Raw genomic sequence first — 13060 nt, 5'->3', positions numbered from 1 at the left:
TCTGTCGGTCATTAAATGGCGCTTCTCCGGAAGCCCTTGAAACCATAGGATGCGTCCGGATCAGCAGTTACAGCTGACCTCTATCGGACAAAGGTTCCCTTTCGCTCTCGGTCGATCTTGACGGACCTGAAAACCATGGACCTTACGTTGATCATCTTTTCGACGGGACTCATCTTTGGTGGCGCGTGTGCGATCTTAGCTGCCAACAAGAACCGCGATCCTTTCGGCTGGTTCGCCCTCGGATTTTTCTTCAGCCTGGTATCTCTGATTGTCATTGCAGCGTTGTCGCCGGGAGAACAAGAGCGACGTCAAGGGTCACAAGGAGGGAACGATCTCGCTGCCAACCCAGAGGATCCGGAGCGACCCTGGCTTGGTTAGGCCGCTCCAGCTTCTTTTACTCTCACCGAGCAGGCTTATCGCAAGACTCCCTCAGCAAGGCATGCACCCATCGCGCTCCTACAGGCGGCAGGCGACCATCTTCTCCCGCCAACTTTCTATTCACCAAGCGGGCAACGTCACCGTAGCTACGCTCATGACGGAACCAAGTGAGGTATTCATGGCCGCAGAGCCTCCGCATTTCAGCATCGTAACGGCACGGGAAGGGTTCCGGATCACATTCAAGAACTTCGCAGAGCCGCTGGAGTGAGATTTCGGCTTCATCGCGCACGCCGGCGCCAGAGCCGTCCTTCGTGGCTACATAGTATTCGAAGCGGTTGCGGAAGAACCGGCGCGTATCAATAATTTCCATTTTAGTTCTCTTGGTTGCGTATGATTAGAAACGAGGAACCGGAACAAATCCAGTTCCCTAATATGTCCTCCAGAAAATCTCTGATCTGGGAGAGATTCGTCGTAACCGCTCTCTATGTTAATTCTATTCTCTAAATAGAAGTTCATATAGAGAGCGGTTACACTTCCGGTTATTCAGTCACTTTCAGAGTCTGATGACCCGGCCGGGAGAGGCTTCGTCTTACTGCGGCACTTCTGAGTATTTAACCGCTTGCGCGCGCGGTCAGCACTCAATACGGGTGAGCCCGACCCGGTCGTGCGAATAGTAATCTCGATCGCTTCGGCAGCCGCCGTCTTGCAATGATCTACCAGTGCGCAGGTGTCGCAGGGAGCGCGGGTCTCATTGATGGTTTCAGCAACAGCAAAGCAGCTGGGGAGCAAATCCGCCTTGTCGAGCTTGGTGACCGGCCGAACTTCCCAAGCACGGTCTTCTGCTTCAGCCCGCGCCCGACGCTCAATTTCAGAGCGGTCTGCGTCCACCGGCGCCAAAGAAAGCACCTGCTCCAACGTCAGATGGCGCTTGACGAAAACCCAATCTGCAATCTGCTCATTCAGCATACGATATTGATGCCGCATCTCCGACAAGATCAGATCACGGAAATGCCTCTGAGCCGGGAGACCGAGATCATTCTCAATCCGGTAATGCGGCATGTCGGCCACAGTGCGCATGCGACGCGGAAGCAGATCCTCGACGGCGTCGTCAAAGACCGCCCACCATGCTTCGCCATTCTTAGGCGACGCATGTAACTGATGCGGAAGCATCGTCCAGTAGCGCTTCCGACGAGAAGAAAAATCAAAGCTGAAGTCGATCAGCAGATCGTAAGGGACGAAAATTGCGTCAGTGCGCGCCCGTGCCCGCCACAAGGCGGTGAACCACGCAACGCGCGCAGTGGGCACGCCGCTCCTGATGCCGGACACCGTTTCAGAAAGCTCCCGGTCGACATGCCGCCGCACGTAGCCACGAAGTCCTGCAATATAATAGCGGGCGAAGGCCATAGTTGCCTCGATAGGCGACATGAAGCGGTAGTCGAACCACCGCGTCATCATAAGCTGGCTCTCGTCCTGCCAGTCCTTGGGATGCAGGATCGTCCTCATCCGCACGACATCTTCAATGCGCTCAGCAAGCTTTGCCTGGTCCATAAGCATAGGTTCTCCTTCGGGCGACGGTTGTCGTCCGGCAATTGGTTGTTGGATGTTGGCGAGCGCTTGCCTATTTGCGGTTATAGCGAGATCGGCGTCGGGCCGCACAAATCGCAGAAGAAATTTCTCAAGCCATATCCCATGCGTTGACTCGGGGATTCGCCGTGGCGCAATCCGTCGCTCGAAACGACGGATTACGAGGCATTGTCTTCGGCGCTTGCCAACGAGCTCCTATGTCGATCTTGGCTGAGGAGGATAGGTCGGTCGGTTCGTCGCCACCACGGAAAGCATCCCCATCAAGCAGCTTGCTTATTTCTAGGACTTCGACGTGCGGCTGCATGCGGGAGTAGCCCGGCAACAGTCACCACTTCGTCTAGGCACGGGAGGCTAGTCGGCACCGAATTGATGTGGAGAGAAAGACATCGCGCTTCCGCTCATCGTCCGTTTGTTGCACGGGCGCGAGGCGATCTGAATACAGTGAGGTCGAGCAGGCTAAGATCGTTGGCGCAAACGGACCAGGCGCTGTGCCCTCGATCAATCTACCAGCACGAGGCCCAGGCATGCCCGGAAATGTTTTCGGCGCTGGCAATCAAGGTGTCCCAAGCTGAATGAATAAATCCGGAAGGAATCGACCGCGACATCCCACAAATCCGGTGCGTGCCGGTGCTTGTGGTAAGACCACGCTACGATCCATGCAACCGTGACGCGTCGGGTGACCTTGACATCGGCGTCAAAATCCATCGATTTCCGGCGTTTTGTCAAGAAACGGGAAAGATTCTGACAAGGTCGGAGCAGGTTTTGCAGGATTTTTGAGGTTTTACGACAAGGTCGCCAACAACCATAGATTGGTTGTTGTCAACGTCTGGAGTCACTGACCTTGTCATAAAGGCGTTCTCGAAGAGGAAAATGTAAAGGTGCGCGGTAACTCGCGACAAGTTAACCTAGACGGGCAACGAGATCATCAGCGCTCAAATGCGTATAGCGCTTCAGCATCCGCAGCTCCTTGTGACCGGAGATGCTACTGACCTCGATCACGTTCAGCCCTCGCTCGAACAAGCGGCTCACGCCTTCGTGTCGTAGATCGTGGAAGCGCAGTCCCTTGATATCGACACGTATCAGAAGGCGGCGCCAGACTTGCTCGAGGGATCCTGCGTTCATCGGGAAAACGAGAAGCTGATCAACATCCGCTTGAGCCCGCCATTCTGTCAGCGCGTCAAATGCTCGTTGAGACATGGGCACATCACGGCTAGTGCCATTCTTAGTCTGCGAGAGCGAGATCACCCGGCGATTGTGCGAGATGTCACTCCAGCGCAGCCCCAGGATTTCACCGCGACGCATCCCGGTCTCGATGGCCACGACAAGCAACGTCCTGAAAAATGAGATTTTCCCGCCAGCACAACCATCGAGAAGCCGTTGCTCCTCGTCACCTGTCAGGCGTCGGCTGCGTTCATTCCGTATGACCGGACGACGAACCAGCTTAACGACGTTCTTCGCCAGCGGCATTCCCCAATCGCGGGTAGCGACCTCGAGAACATGGCTCAATATCGCCATCTCTCGAACAGTCGTAGAGGGAGCTACCGATCGAAGCCGCTCGTCGCGAAACGATGCGATGTCTTGCTGGCTGAGGCCTATCAACGTTCGGTGTGAGAGATCATGGCGACGAAGCACGTCGATCCGCTGATCTTCCTGGACCGCGCCGCGCTTTGTCGGCGTGATTTCGCGTTGGTAGCGCTCAAGGAGAGCGCCTAGCGTCGTGCTCTCGAGGATCTTTGTATCCGGTGCCGCGCCAAACCGATCGACCTGACTCTCAAGATCCCGTGCCCACTTCTCTGCGTCGGCTTTGTTGTCAAAGCTCTTCGCCCGCGGCTTCATACCGCGACGACGGACCTGTGCTTGCCAGCGTCCTCTGAGTTTTCTGATCGTTGCCATGGTGACCTCCAGACGGTGTTGAAGGCCACGCGTAGGATGCCCCAGGAGGGGTGCCAAGGATTATCCCCCGCACCAACCATTATGACGTCGCTGTCTCGGCAGCGGGTTACTCGAGCTAACATTTCACCTTTATTTTTCACGCCGCACGTGGTTGATTCACGGCTAGAACAAATCGCTACGTCATTTCACCGTCGAGTATCAATCTGATGAGTCTACAGCATTCCGAAACGGACTCCGTCGTAGAGGCATACGATAAAAAGGTAGCTGAGTGGGTTTACAAGTTTCTTGTAGAATCTGACGAGCCGGAAAAGCCAGTGCTTTTATCGAAGCTTGGCGGACGTATCGCGAAGGAATTCGGCAAACCTATAAGATTACTCCTTGGTAGGAGCACTACATTATCGCAGGTCTTGTCTGAACATCTTGAGGGAAAGGTAGGATTTATCGGCACTCAGGGCACTCTTGCCGTGTTTGTTGACGAGTCAGCTACTGCACGTCGCGACGAGCCGTTGCCCCGCCTAGACAAAGTTCTATGGGCAGCGTTTTTCAGACCTATCAAGGAAGGCGACAGGCGGTTCATACGACTTACGCCTGAAGTCTATTTTTGGGACGGCCCCGAGGACTCAGCGGCGCCGTCGCCCGGATGGGAAGAAATCGAGCCTCATCGCATTCCCGCCGCAGAGCTGGCGCTTCCACAGCGTAATCGTGCCGCCTATAGCGCGATAGAAGAGTGGTTCAAGCTTAGGGGGTATATTCTCGAAGACCACATTCAGAGAGAAGATCGCTCTCGGACACGTGGGCCTTCTGATCCCGCGCCGGCGAGCAAGATAGCTCCGTCTACCCCGAATGTAATGGAACCCAGAGGGATTGATGCGTTACGACATCTGGTATCTTCTATACCGGAGAAAGAACGGAAGAATTATAGCATTTCCCTAGATCTCCTGGCCGCCTTGGTGCTGTAGTAGTCATCAATGGCAAATACAGCGGTTATTTTAGCGGGAGTTCCAAGCGCAATTCACAGTGCTGTGCTTGCGGGTTTGCGTGCCCATTACTCCACCGGCTACGTCTTCCGTGTGGCATCATCACGACTTCATAAGGATGATAAAGCCCACTATGGCGATGAGGAAGTCGAGTCGATTCTGGACGCTTGCCGCGATGCTGTGTTTGGAGAGAAGAAGCGACCTAGCAGCTTCTGCAGAAATCCCACTCAGCACTGCCAGCTAAATCATTCAGGAGGTAAACGCTGCTCTCTGGCCGACGGACAGACCTGCAGCTTGTTGAAACCGGATCATATTATTCTCCTTTATCAGCCAGGGGAGAATATCAAAAAATTACAGGAGGCTTTGCACTACTCGCCGTTAGCCGTCTCTCTCGGCGAGCAGTGCTATGGTAGAGCCGGTCGAACCGTGGCATCAGCAATTGATGCTATCAGTAAGGGGCGCGCAGCAATAGCTCACTTGAGGGATCATATGACCTCATTGAATTCCCCATATCTTCTTCCTCCCATTAATTATGGGATGGGAATCGAAAAGCTCTTCAAAATCGATTTTGACATCGAAAAGCAGCAGAAAAAGGTAAAATCATTTAGAGTAGATCGGTTTGCAGACCGCGCCTACAAAGCAAAGGGAGACTTGCGATTTACCCCGTCTTCCGCAGAAATCCAGCATGGGGCAGCGGGTCCGCAAGATCGAGCTGATATCGCCTTGACCCGCCATTTTCGACTGGGCTGCACCTACGAAGACAAATTCCACTTCGATGTCACTCGAGCTGACGGACACGTCCACAAAGGTCGAACGACGCTATTTTGCCGGCTTAACGGAATCTGGAAGCCGGAAAAGATAAACGCGAATCTACTTATTGATGATTGCATGAGAGGAAACGGTTAAAGCCCCGTAGCTGTTAAGCTCGAGGCTTTCCGAATTTCGTGAGAGTTGATGACGATTTTTCAGACTTACGTCTGGTGCCTAGTCTACTTAATCCCCAGGCCTGTAGGATGAAGCATCTATGAATGACATTTCGCTTACCGTCCCTCTCAGAACAAGCCAAAGCTCAGCTATGGCTCAGTTCAAGACGGTAAACGTGAGGTCCACTTCGTCGAGTCGACTCATTAAATGGACAAGGCCGCCAGCATTGTCAAGTGATATTCGCAGAATATGGCGACCTACTCGGACGTGGCTCAAACGTGCCTAATACTTGTTGAAGAAGGGCGCAGCCTATCCGGTTCGAAGGGCCATCTAACCGGCAAACCACTATAAGCTAAGGTTCATAATGGCGGAGAGGGTGGGATTCGAACCCACGGTGCCCTCGCAGGCACGCCGCATTTCGAGTGCGGTGCTTTCGACCACTCAGCCACCTCTCCGCTTAAGACGTGATGACGCGTTGGTCAGCGCGGGCGTTCTCATAGCGGGCAAACATGGGGCTGGCAAGGGGCGAATATCAAGTCTTTACATCCTTTCGTCTTGACAGTTTTTTGCCGCTCGCGTATGTCCGCTCGCGATCAGGCGTGGAAAAGTATCCATGCCTCTTTGTTTGTGTGGAGGTTGTTGGAACAGCCACGCGAATTCCACCGGCAGCAAGTTCCAGAAGATCGTCTCTTTCGAAACCCTGCTAGAGCCCGACTGATAAAAAGACGGCCGCCTTGTAAGTAAGGCAGAGCCGGAACGAACATGAAAGGATAAAAAATGTTCGCAGTCATCAAGACCGGCGGTAAACAGTACCGCGTGGCAGCCAACGACGTGCTCACCATCGAAAAGCTGGAAGCCGAAGCTGGTTCTGTCGTAGAATTCAATGAAATCCTGGTTGTCGGCGTTGGTGCCGATGCCAAGTTCGGCGCTCCCTTTGTTGCGGGTGCGACGGTCAAGGCCGAAGTGGTCGAGCATAATCGCGGCAAGAAGGTTCTTTCCTTCAAGAAGCGTCGCCGTCAGAATTCCAAGCGGATTCGCGGCCATCGCCAGCATCACACGGTCGTCCGCATCACGGACATCTTGGCTTAACAACGGGTTTCGAAGGGTAAAGGAGAACTCCAATGGCACATAAAAAAGCTGGCGGTTCGTCGCGCAACGGTCGCGATTCGAATTCCAAGCGCCTTGGCGTGAAGAAGTTCGGCGGCGAAGCCGTCATTCCGGGCAACATTATCGTACGCCAGCGCGGCACGCAGTGGCATCCGGGCGCCAATGTCGGCCTCGGCAAGGACCACACGATTTTTGCGCTTACTGAAGGCAATGTGAATTACCGAACCAAGGCCAATGGTCGTGTGTTCGTGTCCGTAATGCCGAAAGCCGAAGCAGCAGAATAAAGCCGGCAAGCGTTTTAAGCAGCCGGTGTCACATCGACCCGGCTGAACGCCCAAAGGTTCAGTCAGAAAAAAGGGAAGATGGGACACCACCATCTTCCCTTTTTCTTTGCCCCAACAGGAGGACTGAACATGCAAGGCGAATTACTAAGGGCGAGCCAATCCCGGCCGCCAGAGGATCGGTTAAGACCCGACCGGTCGAGAAGCGATTGCCCCGTCTTACTGTCGCAGAGGTTAGTTCTGCGCACGCCCCACGAAGAAGACATCGACGCACTTGCCCATCTCGCCAACAATGCGAATATCGCGACCATGGTGTCGCGTATGCCGCATCCCTATACGGCTAAAGACGCAGCCGATTTCGTGCGACGCACGAAGGCCGGCGAGATTGGCAAATGCGTCTACGCCATCACGCGAGGAGACAACGGCGCCTTTCTCGGTTGCTGCGCGCTTGAACCGCAACAGGACGAGAGAACGCTCGAGCTCGGCTATTGGCTTGGCGAACCCCATTGGAACAGAGGTTACGCCACGGAAGCCGCCCATGCCCTGATCGACATGGCCTTCCGCACCCGCAACAACATCGACCATATCGATGCCCGCTGCCGGGTAACCAACATCGCCTCCCGGCGGGTGATCCAGAAATGCGGTTTCCAGTTCCAGGGCACCGGCATGATCGATTGCCTGGCGCTTGGCGGCATGGTCGCCGTCGAGTGGTTCCGGCTCGACCGCAAGACCTGGATGTCCTTGAGAAGCTGGGGAGAACTGCGATGAACGCCGCCGTCCTCCAGAAGACCGGCTCGACTGTCACGATGCCCGGCCCCTGCCCGGTCATCACCACGGAAAGGCTGGTTCTTCGCCCGCACAAGATCACCGATGCGACGGCGATTGCCGAATCGCTTGGCGATTTCAAGGTCGCCCGCATGCTGGCAAGGGTGCCGCAGCCCTATGACCGCCAGGACGCGCTGGATTGGCTCGTCCCGCATGCATCCGGCATCCTGCCGGACTGGACGTTGGCGATCACCACCGGTGACGACACCCATATCGGCGCCGTCTGCCTGGAGCTGAGACGCGGTCAATGGCGTCTAGGCTACTGGCTGAACCGGCTCTACTGGGATCGGGGTTACATGACGGAAGCTGTGGCCGGGACGCTGGAACGTTTCTTCCGGCGGATGCCGGAAGCGCAGGTCTTTTCCGGCGCCTTCGCGGATAATCTGGCCTCGCTGAACGTCCAGAAGAAGCTCGGCTTCACAATCGTCGATGCGAACCAGCTCTTCAGCCTGTCCCGCAACCGCCTGGTCCCGCATATCGAGACCATGCTTTTGCCCGAGGATTTCCGGCGGCCGGCCCGACCGTGACGCTCAGGTAACAAAGGTCCGGCGAAGGAAACTCCGCCGGATCATTCACTCGACCTCGACCCAGACCGGGAAATGGTCGGAACCAGGCGCCTCATTGTCGATCCAGGCGTTTTTCAGCCGCGGCACCAGCCCGGCATTCACGAAGCAATGATCGAGATGCATCTTTATCGGCCCGTCGCCCGGCGGCTTCGCCCAGGTATAGGTCTCCGGCGTCACCGATCCAAGGCGGTCCAGCACGTCGACGGGTTCGTTGGCGCGCAGGATGCGGCCGTAATAACGGTCCCGCTGGCCGGCCAGGGCGATATATTCCGTCGATTCCGGCTCCATGTTGAAATCGCCCATCAGCAGGAAATCCTCCGGCAGCGGCAGATCGGGGAAACCCTCTTCGGCGCCGCCGGTGAGCGAACCGCCCTCGGAGACGAAGTTCAGCACCCGCTCCTTGAGATAACGGATCTGGCCGAGCCGTTCATCGGCAGAGACATGATCGAGATGGACGGAATAGACCCGAAGCGGCCCGCCGGGTGCAACGATGACCGCTTCCAGCGCGCCGCGCTGCAGGTTGAGCATCTCGACGGTGCGGCTGCGGGGCAGCAGAAGATGGCGGGTGGCAAGGATCGGCCAGCGCGACAGGATCATGTTGCCGAACTGGGAGCGGCGCTCGATGCGGCGGCCGTTCTCGACCGAGATGTCGAGCAGCAGGTCGCAAGGTGCGCCATAGACATGAAAATGGTCCGGAAACAGATCCGAGAAGCGGGCGACAAGATCCACATGGCCATTCCTGGGGAAACCGCGGGTCACTTCCTGAAGCGCGATCACATCCGCTCCCTCGATACTCGCGGCGATGCGTTCGGGATCGAACACGCCATCCATGCCGACCCCGTATTGAATGTTATAGCTGACGAACTTCATGATATTCTTTGACCTCCGCCCCAACCGACGATATCGAAACCCCTATCGACATGCACTGAGCGCCCTACCTGAAGCGACAGGCATCCCGACTAACACAAGACTGACGGCGACAAGATGAAATTTCTCGACGAGGCAAAAGTCTATATCCGCTCCGGCGACGGCGGCGCGGGCGCGGTCTCGTTCCGGCGGGAAAAGTTCGTCGAGTTCGGCGGACCCGATGGCGGTGACGGCGGGCGTGGCGGCGACGTCTGGGTGGAGGCCGTCAACGGCCTCAACACCCTGATCGATTTCCGCTTCCAGCAGCATTTCAAGGGCCAGACCGGCACCCACGGCATGGGCCGCAACCGCACCGGCGCCAATGGCGGCGAAGTGACGTTGAAAGTGCCCGTCGGCACCCAGATCTTCGAGGAAGACAACGAGACTCTGATTATTGACCTCACCCGCGAAGGCCAGAGGTTCCGGCTCGCCAAGGGCGGCAATGGCGGCTTCGGCAACACCCATTTCAAGAGCGCGACCAACCAGGCGCCGAACTGGGCCAATCCTGGCCTTGAGGGTGAGGAAAAAACTATCTGGCTGCGGCTGAAGCTGATCGCCGATGCCGGCCTCGTCGGAATGCCGAATGCCGGCAAGTCGACATTCCTTGCCAGCGTCACCCGCGCCCGTCCGAAGATCGCCAACTACCCGTTCACGACGCTGCATCCCAATCTCGGCGTCGCCACCATCGACGGCCGCGAATTTGTGCTCGCGGATATTCCGGGCCTGATCGAAGGCGCCCATGAGGGTGTCGGCATCGGCGACCGGTTCCTGGGCCATGTCGAGCGCACCCGGGTGCTCCTGCATCTGGTCTCCTCCGTCGAGGAAAAAGTCGGCAAGGCCTACAAGACTGTCAAACACGAACTCGAGGCCTATGGCGGTGGCCTGATCGACAAGCCGGTCATCGTGGCGCTGTCGCAGATCGACGTGCTCGATGACAAGGAGCTGAAGAAGAAGGCGAAGGAACTGGAAAAGGCCTGCGGCCAGACGCCGTTCCTGATCTCCGCCGTCACCGGCAAGGGCATGACCGAGGTGCTGCGCGCGCTGCGCGACGTGATCGTCGAGGCGAGCGGCGTCAACGAAACCGCGCTGCCCGATCGCTCGACCCCCATCCAGGATTTCGATGAGGACGAGGACGAATGACGGCAGTCCGCAAGCCTCTCGCCGGCCATCGTCGTATCGTCATCAAGATCGGCTCGGCGCTGCTCGTCGACCGCAAGGCGGGCCTGAAAACGCAATGGCTTGATGCCATCTGCGCCGATATCGCCGCGTTGAAGGCGAGAGGCATCGATGTCCTGGTCGTCTCTTCGGGCGCCATCGCCATGGGCCGCACCGTGCTCGACCTGCCCTCGGGCGCGCTGAAGCTCGAAGAGAGCCAGGCAGCGGCGGCGGTCGGCCAGATCGCGCTTGCCCGCGCCTGGTCGGAAAGCCTGTCGCGCGACGGCATCGTGGCCGGCCAGATCCTGCTGACGCTGGGCGACACAGAGGAGCGCCGCCGTTACCTCAACGCCCGTGCCACCATCAACCAGCTTCTGAAGATCGGCGCCGTGCCGATCATCAACGAGAACGATACGGTCGCCACGACCGAAATCCGCTACGGCGACAACGATCGCCTCGCCGCCCGCGTCGCCACCATGACCAGCGCCGACCTGCTCGTGCTCCTGTCCGATATCGACGGCCTTTACACTGCTCCGCCGCATCTCGACCCCGACGCGAAGTTCCTGGAACTCGTGCCCGCGATCACGCCGGAGATCGAAGCCATGGCCGGCGGCGCTGCGTCCGAACTGTCGCGCGGCGGCATGCGCACCAAGATCGACGCCGGCAAGATCGCCACCGGCGCCGGCTGCGCCATGATCATCGCATCCGGCAAGACGGAGCATCCGCTGCGCGCCATTGAAGAGGGCGCCCGCTCCTCCTGGTTCGCGCCCTCCGGGACCCCCGTGACTGCACGGAAAACCTGGATCGCGGGCCAGCTTCAGCCGGCCGGCGAACTTTTCGTCGACGAAGGCGCTGAAACCGCGCTCGGTACCGGCAAGAGCCTACTGCCCGCCGGCGTGCGCCGCATCAACGGCCATTTCCATCGCGGCGACACGGTCGCGATCATCGGCATCGACGGTCGCGAGATCGCCCGAGGACTTGTGAGCTACGACGCCGAAGAGGCACGCCAGATCACCGGGCGCAAGTCCGGCGAGATCGAAGCGATCCTCGGTTATGCCGGCCGCGCCGCCATGGTCCATCGTGACGACCTGGTGATGACCGGACCGGCGAAACGTAAAGCCAAAAAAGAAGATCGCAAGGAGGATGCCGCCCATGCTTGATATGGTTGCAAAGGCAGGCGACGTCGCCGCTGTGATGGGCGAGATCGGTCGCAATGCGAAGGCTGCGGCCCGCGAGCTCGCAACGGCTTCGACCGAAGCGAAGAACAAGGCGCTCCAGGCGATGGCGGACGCGATCCTTGCCGCCAGGGACAAGATCCTCGCCGCCAATGCCGCGGACCTGAAACAGGTCGAGGGCAAGGACCTTCTGCCGTCGTTCATCGACCGGCTGACGCTCACCGAAAAGTCGATCGCCGGCATGGCGCAGGCGCTTCACGAGATTGCCGAGTTCAAGGATCCGGTCGGCGAAGTCATCGCCGCCTGGGACCGTCCGAACGGGCTCCATATCGAACGCGTCCGCACGCCGCTTGGCGTCATCGGCGTGATCTACGAAAGCCGGCCGAACGTCACCGCCGATGCCGGCGCGCTCTGCCTCAAGGCCGGCAATGCCGTGATCCTGCGTGGCGGTTCCGATTCTGCCCGGTCCTCGGAGGCGATCCACGATTGCCTCGTCGCCGGCCTGAAGGCGGCGGGCCTTCCCGAACACGCGATCCAGATCGTGCCGACCACCGACCGCGCCGCCGTTGGCGCCATGCTGTCGGGCCTCGATGGCGCGATCGACGTGATCGTGCCGCGCGGCGGCAAAAGCCTCGTCGCCCGCGTCCAGAACGAGGCGCGTGTGCCGGTCTTCGCCCATCTCGAAGGCCTCTGCCATATCTACTTGGACGCCTCCGCGGACCTGGAAATGGCCAAGAAGATCATCGTCAACGCCAAGATGCGCCGCACCGGCGTTTGCGGAGCAGCCGAGACCCTGCTGGTCGACAGTGCCGGGATCGGCACGCATCTGATGCCTGTCCTCGAAGCACTGACGGAAGCCGGCTGCGAAATCCGCGCCTCGGCGGCCGTCCTCAAGGTGTTTCCGGGTTTCAAGCCTGCGACGGAAGAGGACTGGCGCACCGAATATCTCGACGCGGTCATCTCGGTTGCGATCGTCGACGGCATTTCCGGCGCCATCCGCCACATCAACACCTATTCCTCGAACCATACGGAGGCGGTGATCGCCGAGGATCCTGAGGTCGTCTCCCGTTTCTTCAACGAGCTCGACTCAGCGATCCTGCTGCACAATGCCTCCACCCAGTTCGCCGATGGCGGAGAATTCGGCATGGGCGGCGAGATCGGCATTTCGACCGGCAAGATGCATGCGCGCGGCCCCGTCGGCGTCGAGCAGCTGACCTCGTTCAAATACCGGGTGCACGGCACCGGCCAGATCCGGCCCTGACCGCGCGTGTCTGAAGAGACGATCGACC

Annotated in this window: 14 protein-coding genes and 1 tRNA gene; 10 read left to right on the top strand and 5 right to left on the bottom strand. The window is 58.4% G+C overall.

The window, feature by feature from the left end; genetic code table 11:
* Positions 1 to 135: 135 nt before the first annotated feature.
* Complete coding sequence (locus C5J22_RS22575) at positions 136 to 378, top strand: hypothetical protein (protein ID WP_105440070.1); 243 nt, start codon at positions 136 to 138, stop codon at positions 376 to 378.
* 22 nt (positions 379 to 400) lie between these two features.
* On the opposite strand, the gene C5J22_RS31340 is transcribed toward C5J22_RS22575, so the two are convergent.
* The 3 genes from C5J22_RS31340 to C5J22_RS22555 form a co-directional block, all read right to left on the bottom strand.
* Entirely contained in the window at positions 401 to 748 is a 348-nt protein-coding gene (locus C5J22_RS31340; protein ID WP_172746748.1) for a hypothetical protein, read from the bottom strand.
* A 173-nt stretch (positions 749 to 921) separates the two neighbouring features.
* Positions 922 to 1926 (bottom strand): hypothetical protein, encoded by a 1005-nt coding sequence (locus tag C5J22_RS22565; protein ID WP_245440499.1) that lies wholly within the window; start codon positions 1924 to 1926, stop codon positions 922 to 924.
* 936 nt (positions 1927 to 2862) lie between these two features.
* Entirely contained in the window at positions 2863 to 3855 is a 993-nt protein-coding gene (locus C5J22_RS22555; RefSeq protein WP_105440066.1) for a site-specific integrase, read from the bottom strand.
* 206 nt (positions 3856 to 4061) lie between these two features.
* Between C5J22_RS22555 and C5J22_RS22550 the strand changes: the two genes are divergently transcribed.
* Both C5J22_RS22550 and C5J22_RS31335 read left to right on the top strand, forming a co-directional pair.
* Positions 4062 to 4814 (top strand): hypothetical protein, encoded by a 753-nt coding sequence (locus C5J22_RS22550; RefSeq protein ID WP_105440065.1) that lies wholly within the window; start codon positions 4062 to 4064, stop codon positions 4812 to 4814.
* A 9-nt stretch (positions 4815 to 4823) separates the two neighbouring features.
* The gene (locus C5J22_RS31335; RefSeq protein WP_172746747.1) at positions 4824 to 5738 is read left to right on the top strand and encodes a hypothetical protein; all 915 of its coding nucleotides are present in this window, start codon (positions 4824 to 4826) and stop codon (positions 5736 to 5738) included.
* A gap of 383 nt (positions 5739 to 6121) precedes the next feature.
* Here C5J22_RS31335 and C5J22_RS22540 read toward each other — a convergent pair.
* A tRNA-Ser gene (locus tag C5J22_RS22540) sits at positions 6122 to 6211 on the bottom strand.
* Positions 6212 to 6533: 322 nt separating this feature from the next.
* Between C5J22_RS22540 and rplU the strand changes: the two genes are divergently transcribed.
* From rplU to C5J22_RS22520, 4 genes are all read left to right on the top strand, one after another.
* A complete protein-coding gene (gene rplU / locus C5J22_RS22535) occupies positions 6534 to 6845 on the top strand; it encodes a 50S ribosomal protein L21 (protein ID WP_007757413.1) in 312 nt (103 codons plus the stop codon).
* A gap of 32 nt (positions 6846 to 6877) precedes the next feature.
* On the top strand, positions 6878 to 7147 hold the full coding sequence (gene rpmA / locus C5J22_RS22530; protein ID WP_105430487.1) for a 50S ribosomal protein L27: 270 nt from the start codon (positions 6878 to 6880) through the stop codon (positions 7145 to 7147).
* A gap of 129 nt (positions 7148 to 7276) precedes the next feature.
* Entirely contained in the window at positions 7277 to 7912 is a 636-nt protein-coding gene (locus C5J22_RS22525) for a GNAT family N-acetyltransferase (RefSeq protein ID WP_046606681.1), read from the top strand.
* Positions 7909 to 8496 carry a GNAT family N-acetyltransferase gene (locus tag C5J22_RS22520; protein WP_105440063.1) on the top strand — a complete coding sequence of 196 codons (588 nt, stop codon included), beginning with the start codon at positions 7909 to 7911 and terminating at the stop codon, positions 8494 to 8496. The genes C5J22_RS22525 and C5J22_RS22520 overlap by 4 nt, the downstream gene beginning before the upstream one ends.
* 45 nt (positions 8497 to 8541) lie before the next feature.
* On the opposite strand, the gene C5J22_RS22515 is transcribed toward C5J22_RS22520, so the two are convergent.
* Positions 8542 to 9405 carry an endonuclease/exonuclease/phosphatase family protein gene (locus C5J22_RS22515; protein WP_105440062.1) on the bottom strand — a complete coding sequence of 288 codons (864 nt, stop codon included), beginning with the start codon at positions 9403 to 9405 and terminating at the stop codon, positions 8542 to 8544.
* A gap of 114 nt (positions 9406 to 9519) precedes the next feature.
* On the opposite strand from C5J22_RS22515, the gene obgE reads away from it, so the two are divergent.
* The 3 genes from obgE to C5J22_RS22500 are packed head-to-tail and all read left to right on the top strand — an operon-like array spanning position 9520 to position 13032.
* Entirely contained in the window at positions 9520 to 10581 is a 1062-nt protein-coding gene (gene obgE, locus C5J22_RS22510) for a GTPase ObgE (RefSeq protein WP_105440061.1), read from the top strand.
* Positions 10578 to 11756, top strand: a complete 1179-nt coding sequence (gene proB, locus C5J22_RS22505; RefSeq protein ID WP_105440060.1) for a glutamate 5-kinase — start codon at positions 10578 to 10580, stop codon at positions 11754 to 11756. The genes obgE and proB overlap by 4 nt, the downstream gene beginning before the upstream one ends.
* Positions 11749 to 13032, top strand: a complete 1284-nt coding sequence (locus C5J22_RS22500) for a glutamate-5-semialdehyde dehydrogenase (RefSeq protein WP_105440059.1) — start codon at positions 11749 to 11751, stop codon at positions 13030 to 13032. The genes proB and C5J22_RS22500 overlap by 8 nt, the downstream gene beginning before the upstream one ends.
* Positions 13033 to 13060 lie beyond the last annotated feature (28 nt).

The sequence above is a fragment of the Neorhizobium sp. T25_13 genome (assembly GCF_002968675.1).
Taxonomy (GTDB): Bacteria; Pseudomonadota; Alphaproteobacteria; order Rhizobiales; family Rhizobiaceae; genus Neorhizobium; species Neorhizobium tomejilense.
This window is presented reverse-complemented; position numbering and strand designations above follow the sequence as displayed.